Source organism: Mycobacterium sp. NGS54 (assembly GCF_059812465.1).
On record NZ_JCALCS010000002.1, the window covers coordinates 42031 to 63031 of the forward strand.

The 21001-nt window shown below is 69.3% G+C and carries 16 protein-coding genes and 1 pseudogene; 9 read left to right on the plus strand and 8 right to left on the minus strand.

The features are described 5' to 3' along the window. Window positions 1–2: 2 nt before the first annotated feature. From AC5Y5E_RS05105 to AC5Y5E_RS05115, 3 genes are all read right to left on the minus strand, one after another. A complete protein-coding gene (locus AC5Y5E_RS05105) occupies window positions 3–1403 on the minus strand; it encodes an MFS transporter (RefSeq protein ID WP_499901913.1) in 1401 nt (466 codons plus the stop codon). Continuing rightward, a complete protein-coding gene (gene uvrB, locus AC5Y5E_RS05110) occupies window positions 1400–3568 on the minus strand; it encodes an excinuclease ABC subunit UvrB (RefSeq protein ID WP_499901914.1) in 2169 nt (722 codons plus the stop codon). Before uvrB ends, AC5Y5E_RS05105 begins: the two co-directional genes overlap by 4 nt. A gap of 119 nt (window positions 3569–3687) precedes the next feature. Next, window positions 3688–5718: a serine/threonine-protein kinase gene (locus AC5Y5E_RS05115; RefSeq protein ID WP_499901915.1), complete on the minus strand. Its 2031-nt coding sequence runs from the start codon at window positions 5716–5718 to the stop codon at window positions 3688–3690. Window positions 5719–5894: 176 nt separating this feature from the next. Here AC5Y5E_RS05115 and AC5Y5E_RS05120 point away from each other — a divergent pair, with 176 nt between their 5' ends. Then, window positions 5895–8558 carry an ATP-binding cassette domain-containing protein gene (locus tag AC5Y5E_RS05120; RefSeq protein ID WP_499901916.1) on the plus strand — a complete coding sequence of 888 codons (2664 nt, stop codon included), beginning with the start codon at window positions 5895–5897 and terminating at the stop codon, window positions 8556–8558. 12 nt (window positions 8559–8570) lie between these two features. On the opposite strand, the gene AC5Y5E_RS05125 is transcribed toward AC5Y5E_RS05120, so the two are convergent. Continuing rightward, the gene (locus tag AC5Y5E_RS05125) at window positions 8571–9317 is read right to left on the minus strand and encodes an SDR family oxidoreductase (RefSeq protein ID WP_499901917.1); all 747 of its coding nucleotides are present in this window, start codon (window positions 9315–9317) and stop codon (window positions 8571–8573) included. A gap of 84 nt (window positions 9318–9401) precedes the next feature. On the opposite strand from AC5Y5E_RS05125, the gene AC5Y5E_RS05130 reads away from it, so the two are divergent. The 6 genes and pseudogenes from AC5Y5E_RS05130 to AC5Y5E_RS05155 all read left to right on the plus strand — a co-directional run bounded on the left by AC5Y5E_RS05130 (window position 9402) and on the right by AC5Y5E_RS05155 (window position 12991). After that, the gene (locus AC5Y5E_RS05130; RefSeq protein WP_499901918.1) at window positions 9402–9842 is read left to right on the plus strand and encodes a ribonuclease FAU-1 family protein; all 441 of its coding nucleotides are present in this window, start codon (window positions 9402–9404) and stop codon (window positions 9840–9842) included. Window positions 9843–9879: 37 nt separating this feature from the next. After that, a complete protein-coding gene (locus tag AC5Y5E_RS05135) occupies window positions 9880–10317 on the plus strand; it encodes a DNA polymerase ligase N-terminal domain-containing protein (RefSeq protein WP_499901919.1) in 438 nt (145 codons plus the stop codon). Continuing rightward, window positions 10314–11312: a non-homologous end-joining DNA ligase gene (gene ligD, locus AC5Y5E_RS05140; protein WP_499901920.1), complete on the plus strand. Its 999-nt coding sequence runs from the start codon at window positions 10314–10316 to the stop codon at window positions 11310–11312. The genes AC5Y5E_RS05135 and ligD (AC5Y5E_RS05140) overlap by 4 nt, the downstream gene beginning before the upstream one ends. Further along, the gene (gene ligD, locus AC5Y5E_RS05145) at window positions 11312–12202 is read left to right on the plus strand and encodes a non-homologous end-joining DNA ligase (RefSeq protein WP_499901921.1); all 891 of its coding nucleotides are present in this window, start codon (window positions 11312–11314) and stop codon (window positions 12200–12202) included. Before ligD (AC5Y5E_RS05140) ends, ligD (AC5Y5E_RS05145) begins: the two co-directional genes overlap by 1 nt. A 7-nt stretch (window positions 12203–12209) precedes the next feature. Beyond that, window positions 12210–12563 (plus strand): annotated as a pseudogene (locus AC5Y5E_RS05150) (zinc finger domain-containing protein); the annotation flags it as partial. 11 nt (window positions 12564–12574) lie between these two features. Continuing rightward, a complete protein-coding gene (locus AC5Y5E_RS05155; protein WP_499901922.1) occupies window positions 12575–12991 on the plus strand; it encodes a hypothetical protein in 417 nt (138 codons plus the stop codon). Here AC5Y5E_RS05155 and coaE read toward each other — a convergent pair. From coaE to polA, 3 genes are all read right to left on the minus strand, one after another. Beyond that, the gene (gene coaE, locus AC5Y5E_RS05160; RefSeq protein ID WP_499901923.1) at window positions 12988–14166 is read right to left on the minus strand and encodes a dephospho-CoA kinase; all 1179 of its coding nucleotides are present in this window, start codon (window positions 14164–14166) and stop codon (window positions 12988–12990) included. The two genes, AC5Y5E_RS05155 and coaE, sit on opposite strands and share 4 nt — an antisense overlap. 12 nt (window positions 14167–14178) lie before the next feature. Next, window positions 14179–15624: a 30S ribosomal protein S1 gene (rpsA, locus tag AC5Y5E_RS05165; RefSeq protein WP_499883469.1), complete on the minus strand. Its 1446-nt coding sequence runs from the start codon at window positions 15622–15624 to the stop codon at window positions 14179–14181. A 204-nt stretch (window positions 15625–15828) separates the two neighbouring features. After that, on the minus strand, window positions 15829–18492 hold the full coding sequence (gene polA / locus AC5Y5E_RS05170) for a DNA polymerase I (RefSeq protein ID WP_499902605.1): 2664 nt from the start codon (window positions 18490–18492) through the stop codon (window positions 15829–15831). Between the two features lie 109 nt (window positions 18493–18601). On the opposite strand from polA, the gene AC5Y5E_RS05175 reads away from it, so the two are divergent. Both AC5Y5E_RS05175 and AC5Y5E_RS05180 read left to right on the plus strand, forming a co-directional pair. After that, entirely contained in the window at window positions 18602–19045 is a 444-nt protein-coding gene (locus tag AC5Y5E_RS05175) for a Zn-ribbon domain-containing OB-fold protein (protein WP_499901924.1), read from the plus strand. After that, window positions 19042–20244 (plus strand): lipid-transfer protein, encoded by a 1203-nt coding sequence (locus tag AC5Y5E_RS05180; protein WP_499901925.1) that lies wholly within the window; start codon window positions 19042–19044, stop codon window positions 20242–20244. The genes AC5Y5E_RS05175 and AC5Y5E_RS05180 overlap by 4 nt, the downstream gene beginning before the upstream one ends. Before the next feature lie 84 nt (window positions 20245–20328). Here AC5Y5E_RS05180 and AC5Y5E_RS05185 read toward each other — a convergent pair whose 3' ends face one another. Beyond that, on the minus strand, window positions 20329–20958 hold the full coding sequence (locus AC5Y5E_RS05185; protein ID WP_499901926.1) for an ANTAR domain-containing response regulator: 630 nt from the start codon (window positions 20956–20958) through the stop codon (window positions 20329–20331). Between the last annotated feature and the right edge of the window lie 43 nt (window positions 20959–21001).

The following is a 21001-nucleotide window of genomic DNA, read 5'->3' on the forward strand; positions in this document are numbered from 1 at the left end:
GCTCAGCGACCGGCGCGGACCGCGCGGTACGAGGCCACGACACCAGCGCCCGTCAGCGCGGTGAACACGGCGAACAACCAGCGGGCCGCCGTCGCGTCGCCGCCGCCCTGGGCCATGTTGACCACGACGCCGGCCACCCCGGCGCCGAACGCCCCCGAGATCAGCTGCACGGTGTTGATCGCCGCGGCCGCCGCGACGCCTTCGGCCGGGTCGTCGACGGAATCCATTGCGCGCACGGACAAATGGGGCCAGGCCATTCCGATCCCGATCCCCGCGACGAGCAACGCCAGGGTCCAGCCGGCGACGGTCCCGGCCGACGCATTGTCGCGCTGGGTGAGCGCACCCAGCGCCAGGCCCGACGCCACCACCACGGGCGCGGCCGCGATCACCCGTCCGATCGCTCGCGGGCTCTCGAGCGACGCGCTGACGATCTCCGAGACCGTCCAGCCGACCGCCAGCGCCGCCCCCAGGAATCCGGCCGCCAGCGGCGTCATATGGGCCAACCGCTGACCGAACAAGGGTACGTAGGTGTCCACCATCGCCCCGACCATCAGCAGGCCCATGGCCAGGTAGATCCACTTCAGGGGTCCGCGCCCGAACACGCTGGCCGGCAACACCGCCGCGTTCATCCGCCGGTCGACGACCGCGAACAGCGCCATCAGCACGACGGCGGCGGCGAGCAGCCCAACCGTCGCGACGACGTTGTGCGGGATCTGCGCGACGCTGACCGCCAGGGCCGCCGCCCCGATCAGCACCAGCGACCACACCGGCACCCGCAGCGACGGTGTCTCGGCGCTCGCGCCGGCGCGGCCGGCGGGCAGCGCGATCGGCACCAGTGTGGCCATCAGCGCCGTCAGGATGGCCATCGCGACGAACGCCCACCGCCACAACCCGAACTGGGCGAACAGGCCGCCCGTCGCGGGCCCGACCACCGTCGCAACCCCCCACATCGCCGACACCAGCGCCGAGGCCCGGGTCCACAGCGAGCGGGGCAGCGCCGCGTTGATGACCGCATAGCCGAGGCCGGCCAGCAGGCCCCCGGCCACGCCCTGCAGGGTCCGCGCCGCGATCAGGACCTCCATGTTGGGCGCCGCGCCGCACGCCAGACTGGAGACGCCGAACACGGCCAGCCCCAACAGGAATGACGGGCGCGCCCCAATGCGCACCAGCATCGGATTGACCGTGGTCGCCGCGACCACCGACCCGACCAGGTACAGGGTGGTGACCCACGCATACAGGCGGCTGCCGCCGATCTCGGCGACGGTGTTCGGCAGCAGGCTGATGGTCAGGAACTCGTTGGTGGCGTACAGCGCGACGCCACCGGCCAGCACCACCGAGGTTCCCAGGTACTTGGCGCCCAGCAGTTCGCGCCAGCTGCCGGTGATGGTGTCGGGGTGCGTCACTTCAGGCCGGCGGCGTCCATCCCGCGCAGTTCCTTTTTGAGGTCGGCGATTTCGTCGCGGAACCGGGCCGCCAGCTCGAACTGCAGATCGCGGGCGGCGGCCATCATCTGCGCGGTGAGGTCCTTGATCAGGTCGGCCAGTTCGGCGCGCGGCATGTTCGACGTGTCGCGGCCCTCGAAAACACCGGCGCTGACCGCGCGACCCGGCTCGCCCTGGGCGCGCCGGCCGCGGGACATGCTGCGCCCGGAACCGATTTCGACGGTCTCGCTGTCGTCGGCTTCGGCGTAGACCCGGTCGAGGATGTCGGCGATCTTCTTGCGCAGCGGCTGGGGATCGATGCCGTTCGCCTCGTTGTAGGCGGTCTGCTTGGCCCGCCGCCGTTCGGTCTCGTCGATGGCTTCCTTCATCGAGTCGGTCATGGTGTCGGCGTACAGGTGCACCTCGCCGGACACGTTGCGGGCGGCGCGGCCGATGGTCTGGATCAGGCTGCGCGTCGAGCGCAGAAAGCCTTCCTTGTCGGCGTCGAGGATCGCCACCAGCGACACCTCGGGCAGGTCGAGGCCCTCGCGCAGCAGGTTGATGCCGACCAGGACGTCGTAGTCGCCGAGGCGAAGCTGGCGCAAGAGCTCCACCCGGCGCAGGGTGTCGACCTCGGAGTGCAGGTAGCGCACCCGGATGCCCATTTCCAGCAGGTAGTCGGTGAGATCCTCGGCCATCTTCTTGGTCAGCGTCGTGACCAGCACCCGCTCGTCGGCCGCGGCGCGCTTGCGGATTTCCCCGATCAGGTCATCGATCTGGCCCTTGGTCGGCTTGACCAGGACCTTGGGATCCACCAGTCCGGTCGGCCGGATCACCTGCTCGACGAACTCGCCGCCGGTCTGGCTCAGCTCGTACGGCCCGGGTGTGGCCGACAAATACACCGTCTGCCCGATCCGGTCGGCGAACTCCTCCCAGGTCAGCGGCCGGTTGTCGCAGGCCGACGGCAGCCGGAACCCGTACTCCACCAGGTTGCGCTTGCGGGACATGTCGCCCTCGTACATCCCGCCGATCTGCGGCACGGTGACGTGCGACTCGTCGATGACGAGCAGGAAGTCCTCGGGGAAGTAGTCGAGCAGCGTCGCCGGCGGCGAGCCCGGCCCCCGGCCGTCGATGTGGCGGGAGTAGTTCTCGATTCCCGAGCAGAACCCGACCTGCCGCATCATCTCGATGTCGTAGTTGGTGCGCATCCGCAGCCGCTGGGCCTCCAGCAGCTTGCCCTGGGCCTCGAACTCGGCGAGCCGCTCGGCGAGTTCCTCCTCGATGGTGGAGATCGCGTGGGCCATCCGCTCCGGGCCGGCCACGTAGTGGGTGGCGGGGAAGATCCGCAGCGAGTCGACCTGGCGGACCACCTCGCCGGTCAGCGGGTGCAGGTAGTACAGCGCCTCGACCTCGTCGCCGAAGAACTCGATGCGGATCGCCAGCTCCTCGTAGGACGGGATGATCTCCACGGTGTCACCGCGCACCCGGAACGATCCGCGGGTGAAGGACAGGTCGTTGCGGGTGTACTGGACGTCGACCAGCAGCCGCAGCAGCCCGTCGCGGGGCACCTCGGTCCCGACCTGCAGTTCGACGGAGCGGTCCAGGTAGGACTGCGGCGTGCCCAGGCCGTAGATGCACGACACCGACGCCACCACCACCACGTCGCGCCGCGACAGCAGCGCCGACGTCGCGGAGTGCCGCAGCCGCTCCACGTCGTCGTTGATGGAGCTGTCCTTCTCGATGTAGGTGTCGGTCTGCGCGATGTACGCCTCCGGCTGGTAATAGTCGTAGTACGACACGAAGTACTCGACGGCGTTGTGGGGCAACATCTCTCGCAGCTCGTTGGCTAGCTGGGCGGCCAGCGTCTTGTTCGGCGCCATCACCAAGGTGGGGCGTTGCAGCCGTTCGATGAGCCAGGCGGTGGTGGCCGACTTTCCGGTGCCGGTGGCGCCGAGCAGGACCACGTCGCGCTCCCCCGCCCGGATGCGACGCTCCAGGTCGTCGATGGCCGCGGGCTGGTCGCCGGCCGGTGCGTGCGGGCTGACCACCTCGAAGCGGCCGCCGGCGCGCACCAGCCCTTCGACCTCCTCGGCGGCGGGGCGGTATTCCGAGTGCGCGACGACAGGGTGTTCGGTGGCAAAGGCCATGGCACCAGGGTAGAGCGGCGTACCGACAAGTGGGCCGGTGCTTCTCCCGCGAGCGTGCGCAGAATGACACCCTGCGCGGCGTGTGGGCGTACAGACAGGCACGCTCGCGGCCAGAAAAATTACGCCCCCGGGCGCGTCCACGTGCGGGTGACCGGATCGCACTGCAGCAGGTAGCCGTCGCTCGAGGTGGACATGGCGAACACCGAGGTGTTCGGGCGGTTGCACGAGCTGCCGGTGGCGTGCACCCCCATCGTGATGGGCGCCTTGGCCCACGTGTTGCCCTCGCACACGACCTGCTCGCTGTTGGTCGGGTCGTAGGCGAGCTTGTCGACGTCGCTGCACGACCCACCCAGGACCGGCGCCCCCGGGTGGGCCGGCGTGGTCGAGGCGCTGATCACCTGGGCGGGATCGGCCACGGGCACGGATGCCGGGGCGTCGCCGACGCGGGTGGCCACCACCGGCACCCGCACCACCGCCCCCTGCGCACCGCATTCGTCCGACAGCGCCGTTTGCGTCACGGTGCCGCGCAGCGTGCCGTCGGCCTGCGGCGCCAACGACCCGGCGACACTTTCCTGCTGGGTGGCCGTGACCTGCCCATTCGGCTGCGTGCAGCCCGACCGCTCCTGCTGGAAGCCGCCCTGCCAATAGCCACCGATGAAGCGCAGCGAGTACGTGTGGCCGCCATCAACCGTGCTGGCCACCTGATGATTGGTGTCGTCGAGTTGGGTCCCGGTCGCCGCGCACCCGTTGGCGGTGCACACCGAGCGGAACGCCCACCAGCTGGCGGCCGGGCCGTCGTGACGGATCGGGATGCCGTTGGTGGTCTGCTTGCTGCGGTCATAGGTCAACTTGTAGGTGCCGTTGAGCACCGGCCCGCCGGATCTCGCGGGCGCCGGGACGGATGGTTTCGACGCCAACGCCGGGACGTTCGCCGGCGGGCTCTCCGGCTGGAATGAGTACAGCGTCGACCAGGTCGCCGCGATGGCGATGAGCACCGCGCACAGCAACGCGGTCGCCCACCGGGCCCGGGACGAGAACCGGTGATACAGCCGCCGCGGCGCCGAAGCGGCATCGGCCCGGTCGTCGTCCCCCTCCTCGGAGACCAGCTCGCTGACCGCGGCGGCGAACGCACGGCACCGCTCGAAGCGCTCCTCGGGGCGCTTGGCGAGGGCCGTGAAGAACACGTCGTCGAGGTGGGCCAGGTCGGGGCGGTACTCGCTGAGCCGGGGCGGATCCTCGTGCAGGTGCTGGCTGATCACCGCGATCGGGTTAGAGTGCTGGAACGGCGGGGCGCCGGTGAGCAGATGAAATGCCGTGGCGGCCAACGCGTATTGGTCCGCGCGGCCGTCGATGTTGGAGCCGGTCAGCTGTTCGGGGGCGGCGTAAGCCACCGTGCCGACCGCGACGTTGGTCTCGGTGATGCCGCTGATGTTGGCGAGGTGGCGCGCTACACCGAAGTCCGCCAACAGGATTCGGCGTTCCCCGTCGTCGGGATGGGTGAGCAGGATGTTGGCGGGTTTGACGTCGCGGTGCAGCAGGCCGCGATCGTGTGCGTAGTCCAGCGCCCCGGCGACCGCCTGCAGGATCGCGCACACCTCGTCGATGGGCATCCCGTCCGGGTAGCGCTCCTTGACCAGCCGGGCGGCGTCGGTGCCCTCGACGTAGTCCATGGAAATCCAGAGCTGACCGTCGAATTCGCCGCGGTCGTGGACGCCGACGATGTGCGGGTGCCAGAGCGTCGCCGCCAGGTCGGCCTCCCGGTTGAACCGCTCGCGGAACTCCGGATCGGCGGTGACCGCCTCGGCGAGCACCTTGATCACGTCGCGCCGCGGCAGCCGGGGATGCAGCGCCAGGTAGACCTCCGCCATGCCGCCGGCGCCGAGCTGCCGCAGGATCGTGTAGCCGGCGAACGCCGCACCGCTGCTCAGCGCGAGGCGCGATCCGCCGGCCTCGGGGTGGGACTCCACGACGGGCGGCTCGGCGTTGGGGGTCGAGTTGACGGGCGGGATGCGGCGAAACAGGTGCGCGACGGTGGCCGAGGGAACCGAATGCAAGCCCGCCCGCAGGGCCTCACGGGCCGAACGCGGGTTGCTCAGCAGCCGTCTGCCGGCGTCGATGCGCCGGGTGGTGCCCTTGTGTTCGTCCGTCAATCGTCGCCCCCTCGTTGCTCTGCTTTCACTCCCCGCACGTCCGAATGATGCCGGATCTCGGTGGGCGCGAAGTCTCAGCAAGCTATGAGGCAGCTATGAGTGACCGAATCGAAACAAAGCCAAATCACAGGCGAGTCCCATGGAGACCACTCGAACCGCCGACCGATACTTGAGGAGTGACCCGACCCGCCCCGCCTGTCCTGACAATCCGGCACGACGGGTCTCAACGCTCGTTCGCGGCCGGCCACGAGGTCGTCGTCGGGCGTGACGCGAACGCGGACTTGCGGATTCCCGATCCCCGAATCTCCCGCGCGCACCTGATCGTGCGGTTCGACCAGGGCCGCTGGCTGGCGATCGACAACGGCTCGCTGAACGGCACCTACGTCAACGGCTACCGGATGCCGGTCATCGACATCCACGACGGCCAGAGCATCAACGTCGGCAACCCGCAGGGACCGCGGCTGACGTTCGCGGTCGGGCCGCAGCAGGGCCACGCCAGCGGGCCGCCCCCGGCCAGGCCGGCGCGGGACTCCGGCCCGCCCACCCTGGCATGGTCCGCGCTGCCGGAGCGGACGAACCCCACCGCGCCGCCCGCCCCCCGGCGCGGCCAGACCGGAAGCCAGCCCCGGCAGCCGGCGCCGCCGCGACCGATGCCACCCAAGGCGCCGCCGCGGCAGCCGCCCCCGCCGGCGCGGATCCAGACGTCGGGCATGGCGCCGGCGCCGCGGCCGCTGCGCGCGCCGCCACCCGACCAGGTGACAACCGTCAACGCCGAGCCGGCGGTCCGGCCGGACGCGCCGCCGCCCGCCGAGTCCACGGTGGTCGACGCCAGGACGGCCGACGTCTCCAACCTCGCGACGAGGTTTGTGAAGTTGCTGTCGCCGCGCATGTCGGCGGCCGCGGGCACGGCGGGCGCCAAGACGATCGGGCGCGCGGCGGAGAGCGACATCGTCGTCTACGACGTTCTCGCCTCGCGGCATCACGCCACGCTGCTGCAGACCCCGCTCGGCACCGAGATCCGCGACAACAGCATCAACGGCACCTTCGTCAACGGCACCCGGGTCGGGTCGGCGATCCTGACCGACGGCGACGTCGTCACCATCGGCAACGTCGACCTGGTGTACCGGGACGGCACCCTGGTCGAGGGCGGCGCCGCCGCGGCCCGCACCGGCGGCCTGGAGGTGCGCAACGTCAAGTACGTCGTCGACAACGGCAAGCAACTGCTCGACGACATCTCGCTGACCGCGCGCCCGGGGACGCTGACCGCCGTGATCGGAGGCTCGGGCGCCGGCAAGAGCACGCTGGCCCGGCTGGTCGCCGGCTACACCAGCCCCACCTCGGGTTCGGTGACCTTCGAGGGCCACGACATCCACGCCGAGTACGCGTCCCTGCGCAGCAGGATCGGCATGGTCCCGCAGGACGACGTGGTGCACCGCCAGCTGACGGTCAACCAGGCGCTGGGCTATGCCGCCGAACTGCGGCTGCCGCCCGACACCAGCAAGGCCGACCGCGCCAAGGTGGTCGCCCAGGTGCTCGAGGAGCTGGACCTGACCAAGCACGCCGACACCCGGGTGGACAAGCTGTCGGGCGGCCAGCGCAAACGCGCCTCGGTGGCGCTCGAGCTGCTGACCGGACCGTCGCTGCTGATCCTCGACGAGCCGACCTCGGGCCTCGACCCGGCGCTGGACCACCAGGTCATGACGATGCTGCGCCAGCTGGCCGACGCCGGTCGCGTCGTGATCGTGGTGACGCACATGCTGTCCTACCTGGACATCTGCGACCAGCTGCTGTTGGTGGCCCCGGGCGGCAAGACGGCCTACTTCGGCCCGCCCGACCAGATCGGCGACGCGATGGGCACCACCAACTGGGCCAAGATCTTCACCAAGGTGGGCGCCGACCCCGAGGAGGCCAACCGCCGGTTCCTGGCCCAGGCCGAGGCCCAGAAGCGCCCCCAGAAACAGCTGCCCACCGGAACCGAGCCCGGCGATCTGGGCGAGCCCGTGCACACCAGCGTGCGGCGCCAGATTTCCACGGTCGCGCGCCGGCAGGTCCGGCTGGTCGTCGCCGACCGCGCCTATTTCGTCTTCCTGGCGCTGTTGCCGTTCATCCTGGGTTCCCTGTCGCTGACGGTGCCGGGCAACCACGGGTTCCACGTGCCGGGCCCGGGCGCCGGGACCCCCGACGAAGCCGCGCAGATCCTGGCTCTGCTGCTGCCGGCCGCGGCGTTCATGGGCACCGCGCTGACGATCCGCGACCTGGTCGGCGAGCGCGCCATCTTCCAGCGCGAGCAGGCGGTCGGGTTGTCGACGACGGCCTACCTGCTCGCGAAGACGGCGGTCTTCTGCGGGTTCGCGATCCTGCAGTCGGCGATCGTCACCGCGATCGTGGTGATCGGCAAGAGCGCACCCACCCGTGGCGCCGTTCTGCTCGGCCACTCGACCGCCGGGGCCACCATCGAGCTGTTCCTGACCGTGGCGGGGACCTGCGTCGCCTCGGCCATCCTCGGGCTGGCCATTTCGTCGCTGGTCCGCTCCAGCGAGCAGATCATGCCGCTGTTCGTGGTCACGGTGATGGCGCAGCTGGTGCTCTGCGGTGGGATGGTCCCGGTGACCGGCCGGCTCGGTCTTGACCAGCTGTCCTTCGGGATGCCCGCGCGCTGGGGCTACGCGGCGGCGGCCTCGACGGTCGACCTGCGGCACCTGGTGCCCGATTCGCTGCTCTCCCAGGACCGGTTCTGGGAGCACAGCTCGAAGGTCTGGCTGATCGACATGGGCATGCTGGCCGCGCTGTCGGTTTTCTACGGCACCTTCGTGCGCTGGAAAATCCGGTTACGGCGTTAGGCCGGGGCGAACCTAGATCTGCTCCGCACCGCCATCGACGAACAACTCGCTGCCGGTCATGAAACTGCTCTCGTCCGACGCGAGGAAAAGCACCGCCGCGGCGACCTCCTCGGGCCTGCCCAGGCGGCCCATCGGGACCTTGGACGCCTCGCCTTCGCGCAGCTCGTGCTCTCGTCCGGCCGGCGCCAGTCCCAGCAGCCCTGGGGTCTCGACCGGTCCGGGAACGATAGTGTTGACCCGAATCCCGCGGCGTATGAGTTCGGCCGCCCAGGTCCGCCCGAACGAGCGGATCGCCGCCTTGGTCGCCGCGTACACGCTGAACGCCGGGGTGCCGTTGTAGGCGGCGGTCGAGCCTGTCAGCACGATCGACGCGCCACGGTTGAGCAGCGGCAGCATGGCTTGCACGGTGAACAAGGTGCCACCCACGTTGGTCATGAACGTGGATGTGAAGTGTTCGACCGAAATGTCGCCCAGTGCCGCGAATTCTCCGCCGCCCGCGTTGGCGAAGAGCACGTCGAGTCCGTCCCCGCGGGATGCGATGGCGTCGGCGATCGCCGCCACGTCGTCGAGGTTGGCCACGTCGGCGCGGATGCCCGTCGCCCGGTCACCGATCGAGGCCACCGCGGCGTCGATGGTTTCCTGATTGCGACCGGTCAGGAAGACGTAGGCGCCCGCGTCGGCCAGCCGCTGCGCGGACGCCAACCCGATGCCCGAATTCCCGCCGGTGACGAGAGCTGTCTTTCCGCTGAGGTCGCTCACCGTGACTAGAGTAGGGCCATCCATCCGCCGAAGCACGAGACGTTCGACCTGGTCGCCCGCACCAACACCGATCCGAAGGGCATCGTGCGGGCCGTCGACGAGTACGTCGCGCACCCGTGGGGGCTCTACATCGCCCGTCCCACCCCGGGTCGAGCGCAGTTCCACTACCTCGAATCGTGGCTGCTGCCGTCGTTGGGCGTGCGCGCCACCGTCTTTCACTTCAACCCCGGGCACGAACGCGACCAGGATTACTACCTCGATGTCGGCGAATACACGCCGGGCCCGAAGGTGTGGCATTCGGAAGACCACTACCTCGACATCGTCGTCCGGACCAGCGCCGGGGCGGAGCTGGCCGACGTCGACGAGCTGCTGGACGCCGTGCGGCACGGCCTGCTGACCCCGGAGGTCGCCGAACGAGCCGTGCGGCGCGCCGTGGTCGCCATCGACGGCCTGGCCCGCAACGACTACGACCTTTCCCGGTGGATGGCCACCCACGGCATGGAGCTGACCTGGCGTGAGGCATAACTCGTTTCCTCACGTGACCCACGGGTATCACTTCGTGATGCGTTTGATCGACAACCGACGCAAACGCCGGCCCGGCCGGGACCCGCGTTTCGTCATCCAGCGGCGGGGACCCGACAGCGACCACTACGAGCTTGGCCTCGAGATCGACGGCGTGCTGGTCTCCTGGGCGATACCCAACGACAGCCGGATAGCCCGCCGCGTCGCCGACCTGCCCCTCGACGACCTCGACGGCGACGTCGACGGCGACCGCGGCACCTATGTCAACGCAACCCCCTACGACATGGCCGATTGCCTTGACCGCGGCCACCTTTCGTTCTTTCTGTGCGGCGAGTGGCTGCGCGGCTGGTACACGCTGACCCGGATCCGGGACGGCGATCAGGAGACGTGGCTGCTGATCAGGCGCAAAGACGACGAGGACGCCGACACGCTGCGCCAGCCGGCGCTGACCGGCCGCTCGCTGGACGACGTGTCATGACCGACTTCGCCGCCCTGCCGGAATCGGTGCGCGCGGCGCTGCACGACGAGCCGGTGCCCGACTGGCGGGCGCCGACGCTGGCCACCCTGACCGACCGGCGATTCTCCGATCCGCAGTGGATCTTCGAACGCAAATTCGACGGGATGCGCTGCCTCGGCTTCCGCGACGGCGACCGGGTGCGACTGCTGTCGCGGAATCGGCAGCCCCTCAACGGAACCTATCCGGAGATCGTCGACGCACTCGGCGCCCAGCGCACCACGCGGTTCGTCGTCGACGGCGAGGTGGTGGCGTTCGTGGGCCGGCGCACCAGCTTCGCGAGGCTGCAGGGCCGGCTGGGCATCACCGACCCGGAGGTGGCCCGTGCGTCACCCGTCCGCGTCTTCTACTACGTGTTCGACCTGCTGCACCTCGACGGCGAGTCGACCACCGATGTGCCGCAGCTGTGGCGAAAGAAGCTGCTGCGCAAGGCCATTGAGTTCGTTGACCCGCTGCGTTTCACGGTCCACCGGGTCCAGGACGGGATCGGCGCCTATGAGGCGGCGTGTCGGCGCGGTGACGAGGGGGTGATCGCCAAGCGGGCCGACGCCACGTACGAAGGCGGTCGGTCGAAGAACTGGTTGAAGTTCAAATGCGTCCGCGACCAGGAGTTCGTCGTCGGCGGCTACACCAGCCCCAAAGGCAGCCGCATCGAGCTGGGCGCGCTGCTGCTGGGTTATAACGACGGCCGCGACCTGGTCTACGCCGGCAAGGTGGGGACCGGGTTCGACGAACCCACGCTGCGCAGCCTGCACGAGCGGCTGTCGCCCCTGGAGCAGGACAAACCACCGTTCACCCGGGGCCTGGTGCGCGAGAACGGCGCCCACTGGGTGCGCCCGGAGTTGGTCGCCCAGATCGGGTTCACCGAGTGGACCCGTGACGGCAAGCTGCGCCACCCGCGTTACCAGGGGCTGCGCACCGACAAGGACCCGGGCGATGTCGTGCGGGAGACCCGCTGATGCCGCGCGTCGAGGTGGAGGTCACCCACCCGGACCGGGTGATGTTCCCCAAGGACGGGATCACCAAGGGCGAGCTGGTCGCCTACTACGGCGAGGTGGCCGACACGATGCTGCCGCACCTGCGGGACCGGGCGCTCACCGTGCAGCGGTTCCCGCGCGGCATCGGCGAACAGGGTTGGGTGCAGCAGGATTTCGCCGATTCGCTGCCCGACTGGATGGGCCGCGTCGAAGTCGCCAAAGAGGGTGGCACCGTGGTCCATCCCGTGGCGGAACGCCCCGATGCGCTGCGCTGGCTGGCCAACCAGAACTGCGTGACGCTGCACGTGTGGCAGTCGCGGCGGGACCGGCTGCACAAGCCCGACCGGCTGGTGTTCGACCTCGACCCCTCCGACACCGACTTCGCCGTGGTGCAGGCGACGGCCCACGCGGTGGCCGGCGTTTTGGACGACCTCGGGCTGGCCCGCTATGTGCAGACCACCGGGTCTCGCGGACTGCACGTCGTGGTGCCGCTGCGCGCCGACACCGATTTCGACACCGCCCGCCAATTCGCCCGCGAGGTCGCCGAGGTGGCGGTGGCCGACGACGAAGCCCACCGCACCGTCGAAGCCCGCAAGGACAAACGCGGCAACCGGGTGTATCTGGACATCATGCGAAATGCCTATGCGCAGACCGCGGTTGCGCCGTATTCGGTGCGGGCCCGGACGGGCGCGCCGGTGGCGACCCCGCTGGAGTGGGACGAGCTGGATACCCGCGGCCTGCGGGCGGACCGATTCACCATTCGTGACGTTCCCAAACGGCTTGCCGGGCAGGGCGATCCGTGGGCCGGCATGCACCGGCACGCCCGCTCGCTGACGGGGCCGGCGCAGCGGGTGGCAAAGCTCCGTGCCTGAACTGCCCGACGTGGAGGGCTTTCGCCGCGAGTTGGCGCGGCTGAAGCCGACGCTGATGGACCAGTCGGTGATCGCCGGTCTCGGCAACCTGCTCACCGACGAGATCTGCTGGCGGGCCCGGATCGCGCCGTCGCACCCGGTCCCGGAACTGCGACCCGACGAGCTCAAGGGCCTGCACACGGCGATGACGCGGGTGCTGCGCACGGCGGTGCCACGCGGTCGGGTGCCCGGCCTATCGCGGTGGCTCACGCGGGCGCGCGACGAACCCGACCCGTCGTGTCCGCGCTGCGGCACCCGCCTCGCGCGGGCCCGCGTGGCCGGGCGCACGTCTTTGTGGTGCCCGCGCTGCCAAGCCAGGTAATCTCGGCAGCTATGAGCCCCAGCAACCAGAAATGGATGGCGATCACCGCATTGACCGTCATCGCGGCCGGGTCCCAGCTAAGCCCGGCAACCGCGAGGGCGGACCTGCACAACATCACCTACCGCGCCCGGATCGATGCGCTGACCACCGGCAGCCAGGCCATCTTCGTGATGAACGGGGGCCAGACGAACACGGCCAACCTCCCGTCGATGCCAGGCAACGCGTTCGAGGCCAACACGGTGCTGCCGGATCCCCAGCAGGCCGGCCTGCGGGTCGTGCTGCACTTCCCGTATTCGGCGAATGTGCACTGCGAGATCGACGTGGACGACAACGTTTTCACGCAGCTCGATCAGTTCGTCAGACCGACGCCCGGCAATTCCGATCCCAAGAACGGCATGCTGCAGTGCGGCGCGCCCTTGCCCGGCTAGGGCTGCCATCCGGTTGAGTCGGCCCACTTCCAGGCCCGCTGGTAGGCGTCGGCAAACCATGGTTCCTTGGCGTCGGCGTAGGTGGAGATGTCACCGCGCGCTGCCTGTTCGGCCTTCAGCTTGACGGCCAGGTACTCGGCGCGCGCGCCGACGTCGGCCCGCAGCCAGGCTACGAACAGCAGCGCGAATTGCTGGTTGGGCCAGCCGTTCACCCGGAGGTGCACGTTCGTCGGCCGGCCCGGGTCGGCGGAGGCGTGAATACGCTTGTGCCACAGGGTCGTGTCGCCGGTGTGGGCTACGTCCTCGGTAATGGCCTCGATGCGCGGGTAGCCGGCCGACAGTAACGGCTCGGCGAGCTCGTCGGCGACGGCGAGCGATTCGACGGTGATCTGGATGTCGATGACGTCCTTGGCGTCCAAGGCGGGCAGCGCGGTGGAGCCGATGTGGTCGATGCGCAGCGCCCGGTGGCCGCAGGCCGTCTGCAACCGATTGACGATCCGCCGCGCCTGCTCGGGCCAACTCGGGTCGGCCGGCACGAGACGCGCGGGCGCGTGCGCGATCTGGCGCGCGCTCAGATTGTGGGCGAACGGCACGATCCGGTCGTTCCACACGTCGCGCGCACGTTGGGCCAACTCCTCCGGGCTGCCGGAATTGTCCAGCCAGACGTCGGCGACGGCTCGGCGCTGTTCGTCGTCGGCCTGTGCGGCGATCCGGGCGCGGGCGTCCTCCTCGGGCATGCCGCGTAGGTCGACCAGCCGCCGCACCCGCACCTCGACGTCGGCGTGCACCACCACGACGAGCGGGAACAGCGGCGCCATGCCGGACTCCACCAGCAGCGGAATGTCTTCGACGACCACGGAATCCTCGGGCACCGAGGCGATGATCTCGGATCGGCGCTTGCCGACCAGCGGGTGCACGATCCCGTTCAGCTTCTGGCGCGCCTCGTCATCGCGAAAAGCCTTGGCGGCCAACGCGGGACGATCCAGCGATCCGTCGGGCAGCAGGATGTCCTCGCCGAACGCCTCGACGAGCGCCTTCAGCCCCTCGGTGCCCGGCTCGACCACCTCGCGCGCGATGACGTCGCCGTCGACGATGACGGCACCGCACTTCGCGAAGGTGGACGAGACCGCCGACTTGCCGGCGCCGATGCCACCGGTCAACCCGATGCGCAGCATCCCAGAACGCTATTAGGCGTTGCCGGCGAGCTTTTCCCGCAGGGCCGCCAACTGGGCGTCGCTGGCCAGCGATCCACCCGCCGCCTTCTCCGACGACGCGCCGTTGCCCGGCGCCTGGTCGCCGGCGGCGTGGGCGGCCGACTCGGCGGCGGCGAACTTCTCCATCTGCGCGGTGTGCATCTTGTGCCGGCGCTCGGCCTCGGCGTAGCGGGCCTCCCACTCGTTGCGCTGGGCGTCGAATCCCTCGAGCCATTCGTTGGTCTCGGAGTCGAAGCCCTCGGGGAAGATGTAGTTGCCCTGCTCGTCGTAGCTGTCGGCCATGCCGTACTTCGCCGGGTCGAATTCCTCGGTGTAGTCCTCGTTGGCCTGCTTGAGCGACAACGAGATTCGGCGGCGCTCCAGGTCGATGTCGATGACCTTGACCATCGCGTCGTCGCCGACGGCGACCACCTGGTCGGGCACCTCGACGTGCCGCTCGGCCAGCTCGGAGATGTGCACCAGGCCCTCGATGCCCTCCTCGACGCGGACGAACGCGCCGAACGGAACGAGCTTGGTGACCTTGCCGGGGACGATCTGGCCGATGGCGTGCGTGCGAGCGAAGTGGCGCCACGGGTCTTCCTGGGTCGCCTTGAGCGACAACGAAACCCGCTCGCGGTCCATGTCGACGTCGAGCACCTCGACGGTGACCTCGTCGCCGACCTGGACCACCTCGGACGGGTGGTCGATGTGCTTCCAGGACAGCTCGGAGACGTGCACCAGGCCGTCCACCCCGCCGAGGTCGACGAACGCGCCGAAGTTGACGATGGAGGAGACCACACCCTTGCGGATGCTGCCCTTCTGTAGCTGGTTGAGGAACTCGCTGCGCACCTCGGACTGGGTCTGCTCCAGCCAGGCCCGCCGCGACAGCACCACGTTGTTGCGGTTCTTGTCCAGCTCGATGATCTTGGCCTCGATCTCCTTGCCGATGTACGGCTGCAGGTCGCGGACGCGCCGCATCTCGACGAGCGAGGCGGGCAGGAAGCCGCGCAACCCGATGTCGAGGATCAGGCCACCCTTGACCACCTCGATGACGGTGCCCTTGACGGCCTCGTCCTTCTCCTTGAGCGCCTCGATGGTGCCCCAGGCGCGCTCGTACTGCGCGCGCTTCTTGGACAGGATCAGCCGGCCTTCTTTGTCCTCCTTGGTGAGAACCAGGGCCTCGACCTCATCGCCGACGGAAACGACCTCGTTGGGGTCGACGTCGTGCTTGATGGAGAGCTCGCGGGCGGGGATGACCCCTTCGGTCTTGTAGCCGATGTCGAGGAGCACCTCGTCCCGGTCAACTTTGACGATGGTGCCTTCGACGATGTCGCCATCGTTGAAGTACTTGATCGTTTTGTCTATTGCGGCGAGAAAATCCTCGCTCGAGCCAATGTCGTTGACGGCTACTTGCGGCGAGGTGACGGTGGGACTCGGCATGTTGTTGGGTTGCTCCGGACAGGTTGGGTCGTAGGGACAAAAAAGGATTTACCTGTCGAGGCTACTCGACAGGGCACTAGCTGGACAAACTCGGCCGCCACCGAGGCGACGCAAATGTAACGCCACGGCGAATTTCCGGCCGAATTTTCGCCCTCACGTTACACCGGTGGGCGCTCAGTGGGCGGCCACGACCCGATCGCCGCGCTAGTGCGCGGCGGTGTCCCATGAGCGGCCGTAGCCGACCGAGACCTCGAGCGGGACGTCCAGCGGGTAGGCGGCGCCCATTTTCTCGCGCGCCAGCGCCTCGACCCGCTCCCGCTCACCGGGTGCGATCTCGAACAACAGTTCGTCGTGCACCTGCAGCAGCATCCGGGACGCCAGTCCGGCCTGCTTGATGGCCTTGTCGACCTCGATCATCGCCACCTTGATGATGTCGGCCGCGCTGCCCTGAATCGGCGCGTTGAGCGCCGCCCGCTCGGCGGCCTCGCGGACGTTGCGGTTGCTGCTGTCCAGCTCGGGCAGGTAGCGGCGGCGGCCCAGCACGGTGGAGGTGTAGCCGTCCTTGCGGGCCTGCTCCACGACGTCGTGCAAGTAGTCGCGGATACCGCCGAATCGAGCGAAGTAGGCGTCCATCTGTTCCTTCGCCTCCTCGGTGGAGATCTTGAGCTGGGCGGACAGGCCGTAGGCGCTCAACCCGTAGGCCAGCCCGTACGACATCGCCTTGACCCGGCGGCGCAGCTCGGCCGTCACCTCTTCGATCGGCACCCCGAACGCTCGCGACGCGACGAACGAATGCAGGTCCTCCCCGGTGTTGAAGGCTTCGATCAGGCCTTCGTCCCGTGACAGGTGGGCCATGATGCGCATCTCGATCTGGCTGTAGTCCGCCGTCATCAGCTCTTCGTAGCCCTTGCCGACGACGAAGCCGTCCCGGATCTGGCGGCCGGCGTCGGTGCGGATCGGGATGTTCTGCAGGTTGGGTTCGGTCGACGACAGCCTGCCGGTGGCCGCGATGGTCTGGTTGAACGTGGTGTGGATGCGGCCGTCGGCGGCCACCGAGTTCAGCAGCCCGTCGACGGTGACCTTCAGCCGGGTGACGTCGCGGTGGGCCAGCAGGTGCTGCAGGAACGGATGCCCGGTCTTGTCGAACAGCGACTGCAGGGCGTCGGCGTCGGTGGTGTAGCCGGTCTTCGTCCGCTTTGTCTTCGGCATGCCGAGCTCGTCGAACAGCACCACCTGCAACTGCTTGGGCGAGCCCAGGTTGATCTGTTTGCCGATCACGCCGTAGGCGGCCTCGGCGGCGTCGCGGATCTCGTCGGCGAACTGGCTTTGCAGCTCGCCCAGCAGCTGTAGATCGACGGCGATGCCGGCGCTTTCCATGCCGGCCAGCACCTGCTGAACCGGCAGCTCCATCTCGCCCAGCAGCGCGGTGGAGTCGATGCGGTCCAGCTCGGCGTCCAGCGCGTCGGCCAGGTCGACCACCGCCCGGGCGCGCAGGATCAGGGTGGCGACGGCCTGCTCGTCCACGCCCTCCATGTCGTCGAGCAGCGAAAGCTGTTGCTGCTCAGGCGTTTCCGCGCGCAGCTCGCGACGCAGGTAGCGCAGCGAGAGGTCGTCGAGGGTGAAGCTGCGCTGCCCGGGACGCACCAGGTAGGCCGCCAGCGCGGTGTCGGAGGTGACGCCGTCCAGCGTCCAGCCGCGGCCCGCCAGATCGTGGATGGCGAGCTTGGCCTCGTGCAGCGCCTTGGGTTTCGCCGGGTCGGCCAGCCAGGCCGCCAGCGCGGCGTCGTCGTCGGGGGTCAGCGTGGCGGTGTCGATGTAGGCGCCGTCGCCGTCGGCGGCGGCGATGCCCAGCCCGGTGGCGTCCCCGCCGTGCGGCAGGTGGGTGCCGGCGACGGCCAGCCCGGCCCGGCGCCCGTCGCCGGCGTGCGCGGCCAGCCACTGCCCGACGGCGCCGGGCTCGAGCGCGCCGCCGCGGACGTCGAAGCCCTCGTCGACCTCGGGTTCGACGGCGACCAGGGTCTCGAACAAGCGGTCGCGCAACACCCGGAACTCCAGGTCGTCGAAGAGGCGGTGGATCTGGTCGCGGTCCCAGGGCTGCAGGCGCAGCGTGTCCGGGGTTTGAGCCAGCGGCACGTCTTTGACCAATTCGGTGAGGTCGCGGTTGAGGATGACGCCGGCCAGGTTGGCCCGCAGCGCGTCGCCCACCTTGCCGCGCACCGAGTCGACGTTGTCCACCAGCGCTTGCAGCGAGCCGTATTCGGCGATCCACTTCGAGGCGGTCTTCTCCCCCACCCCCGGGATGCCGGGAAGGTTGTCGCTGGGATCGCCACGCAGGGCGGCGAAGTCGGGATACTGCTTGGGGGTCAGGCCGTACTTCTCGACGACGGCCTCGGGGGTGAAACGGGTCAGCTCGCTGACGCCCTTGCGGGGGTAGAGCACCGTGACGTCCTCGCTGACCAGCTGCAGCGAGTCGCGGTCCCCGGAGACCACTAACACGCGGTAGCCCTCGTTCTCGGCCTCGGTGGCCAGCGTCGCGATCAGGTCGTCGGCCTCGAACCCCTGCTCCGAGAGCACGGTGATGCCCAGCGCGTTGAGCACTTCCTTGGTGATGTCGATCTGGCCGTGGAACTCGTCCGGCGTCGACGACCGGTTGGCCTTGTATTCGGGGTACCGCTCGGAGCGGAAGGTCTGCCTCGACACGTCGAAGGCCGCGGCGATGTGCGTCGGCGCCTCGTCGCGCAGCAGGTTGATCAGCATGGCGGTGAAGCCGTACACCGCGTTGGTGGTCAGCCCGCCGCGGGTCTTGAAGTTCTCGGCGGGCAGCGCATAGAACGCCCGGAACGCCAGCGAATTGCCGTCCAGCAACATGAGTGTCGGTTTGGTTTGTTCCTCGGTGGCGGCGGGCACGGCATTCACTCTAGGCACTCGGTCCGACGAGAGCTGGCGTGCCCAAACAAGCGCTTGGTAGTGTGGGCGGGTGCCCGAGCTAACCAGCCAAGAACCCGCGATCGACGGATGGTTCGCCACCGACGACGCCGGTAGCGCCCATTTGATCGGCAGCAAGTGCCCCGAGTGCGGCACCTACGTTTTCCCACCCCGCGAGAACAACTGCCCCAACCCGGCCTGCGCCAGCGACACGCTGGAGGCCGTCGCGTTGTCGACCCGCGGGACGCTGTGGAGCTACACCGAAAACCGTTACGCGCCACCGCCGCCGTACCCCTCACCCGACCCGTTCGAGCCGTTCGCCGTCGCCGCGGTGCAGCTGGCTGATGAGGGCCTGATCGTGCTGGGCAAGGTGGTCGAGGGCACGCTGGCGGCCGACCTGAAGGTGGGCATGGAGATGGAGCTGACGACGATGCCGCTGTTCACCGACGACGACGGGGTGCAACGCGTCGTCTATGCGTGGAAGGTGGCGTCATGAGCGCGCCCGAACCGCTGTACATCCTCGGCGCCGGCATGCACCCCTGGGGCAAGTGGGGCCGGGACTTCACCGAATACGGGGTCGTCGCCGCGCGCGCCGCGCTGACCGAGGCCGGCCTGGACTGGAATCAGATCCAGTTGGTCGCCGGCGCGGACACCATCCGCAACGGCTACCCGGGTTTCGTCGCCGGTGCGACGTTCGCGCAGAAGCTGGGCTGGAACGGGATTCCGGTCAGCTCGAGCTACGCCGCGTGCGCGAGCGGCTCGCAGGCGCTGCAGAGCGCGCGGGCCCAGATCCTGGCCGGGTTCTGCGACGTCGCACTCGTGATCGGTGCCGACACCACGCCGAAGGGTTTCTTCGCGCCCGTCGGCGGCGAGCGCAAAAACGATCCGGACTGGCAGCGCTTCCACCTGATCGGCGCGACCAACACGGTGTACTTCGCGCTGCTGGCGCGGCGGCGGATGGACCTCTACGGCGCCACCCTTGAGGACTTCGCGCAGGTGAAGGTCAAGAACTCCAAGCACGGGCTCAACAACCCGAATGCCCGCTACCGCAAGGAGAACTCGATCGACGACGTGCTGGCCAGCCCGGTGGTCTCGGACCCGCTGCGGCTGCTGGACATCTGCGCCACCTCCGACGGGGCGGCGGCGCTGATCGTGGCGAGCAAGTCGTTCACCGAGAAGCACCTCGGTTCGGTCACCGGCGTGCCGTCGGTGCGCGCGGTCAGCACCGTGACGCCGCGCTACCCCCAGCACCTGCCCGAATTGCCCGACATCGCAACGGATTCCACCGCCGTCGTCGCCGCGCCCGAGCGGGTGTTCAAGGACCAGATCCTCGACGCGGCCTACGCCGAGGCGGGCATCGGGCCCGAGGACGTCAGCCTGGCCGAGGTCTACGACCTGTCCACCGCGCTGGAGCTCGACTGGTACGAGCACCTGGGGCTGTGCGCCAAGGGCGAGGCCGAGGCGCTGCTGCGCAGCGGCGCCACCACGATCGGCGGCAGGGTCCCGGTCAATCCGTCGGGCGGGCTGGCCTGCTTCGGCGAGGCCATCCCCGCACAGGCCATCGCCCAGGTCTGCGAGCTGACCTGGCAGCTGCGCGGGCAGGCGACGGGGCGTCAGGTCGAGAACGCGACCGTCGGCGTCACCGCCAATCAGGGCCTGTTCGGCCACGGCTCGTCGGTGATCGTCGCGCGCTAGTCGGTCTGGCCTTTCGCCGAGACTGCGACCAGAGCGTCGAATCGCCGGAATTCGCGATCTGAGCGCAGACTCGGCGCGCTCGCGTTACTCGGAAGCGGCGTCTTTCGGCGCGTCGCCGAGGGTTTCCAAGACCACCTCGGCCACCCGTTTCATGGTGGTCCGACGGTCCATGGCCGCGCGCTGGATCCACTTGAACGCCTCGGGCTCGGTCATGCCCTGCTTGGTCTGCAACAGGCCCTTGGCGCGCTCGACGACCTTGCGGGTCTCCAGCCGGTCGGACAGCGTCGCCACTTCGCGTTCCAGCTCCCTGATCTCGCTGAAGCGGCTCACTGCCAATTCGATGGCCGGGATCAGATCGCTGATAGTGAACGGCTTCACCAGGTAGGCCATCGCGCCGGCGTCACGGGCGCGCTCGACCAGGTCGCGCTGGCTGAACGCGGTCAGCACCACGATCGGCGCGATGCGCTTGCTGGCGATCTCCGAGGCCGCGTCGATGCCGTCGCGGCGCGGCATCTTCACGTCCATGATCACCAGGTCGGGCTGATGGCGCTCGGCCAGTTCGACGGCTTCCTGGCCGTCGCCGGCCTCGCCGACGATGTCGTACCCCTCCTCTCGGAGCATCTCGGCCAGGTCAAGCCGGATGAGCGCTTCGTCTTCCGCGATCAGGACCCGGCGCGGCACAGCGGCGTCGGTGTCGGTCGTGGGGCCTGTCATGACGGATATTGTGTCCTGCACGTCCGCGACCAGCGAACTCGGG

What these genes read in the sequence shown, in the direction of transcription:
- AC5Y5E_RS05155 (WP_499901922.1), top strand. Translation starts at nt 12,575, where the DNA reads ATGAGCCCCAGCAACCAGAAATGGATGGCGATCACCGCATTGACCGTC.
- AC5Y5E_RS05185 (WP_499901926.1), bottom strand. Translation starts at nt 20,958, where the DNA reads ATGACAGGCCCCACGACCGACACCGACGCCGCTGTGCCGCGCCGGGTC.
- rpsA (WP_499883469.1), bottom strand. Translation starts at nt 15,624, where the DNA reads ATGCCGAGTCCCACCGTCACCTCGCCGCAAGTAGCCGTCAACGACATT.
- ligD (WP_499901920.1), top strand. Translation starts at nt 10,314, where the DNA reads ATGACCGACTTCGCCGCCCTGCCGGAATCGGTGCGCGCGGCGCTGCAC.
- coaE (WP_499901923.1), bottom strand. Translation starts at nt 14,166, where the DNA reads ATGCTGCGCATCGGGTTGACCGGTGGCATCGGCGCCGGCAAGTCGGCG.
- ligD (WP_499901921.1), top strand. Translation starts at nt 11,312, where the DNA reads ATGCCGCGCGTCGAGGTGGAGGTCACCCACCCGGACCGGGTGATGTTC.
- polA (WP_499902605.1), bottom strand. Translation starts at nt 18,492, where the DNA reads ATGTTGCTGGACGGCAATTCGCTGGCGTTCCGGGCGTTCTATGCGCTG.
- uvrB (WP_499901914.1), bottom strand. Translation starts at nt 3,568, where the DNA reads ATGGCCTTTGCCACCGAACACCCTGTCGTCGCGCACTCGGAATACCGC.
- AC5Y5E_RS05135 (WP_499901919.1), top strand. Translation starts at nt 9,880, where the DNA reads ATGCGTTTGATCGACAACCGACGCAAACGCCGGCCCGGCCGGGACCCG.
- AC5Y5E_RS05180 (WP_499901925.1), top strand. Translation starts at nt 19,042, where the DNA reads ATGAGCGCGCCCGAACCGCTGTACATCCTCGGCGCCGGCATGCACCCC.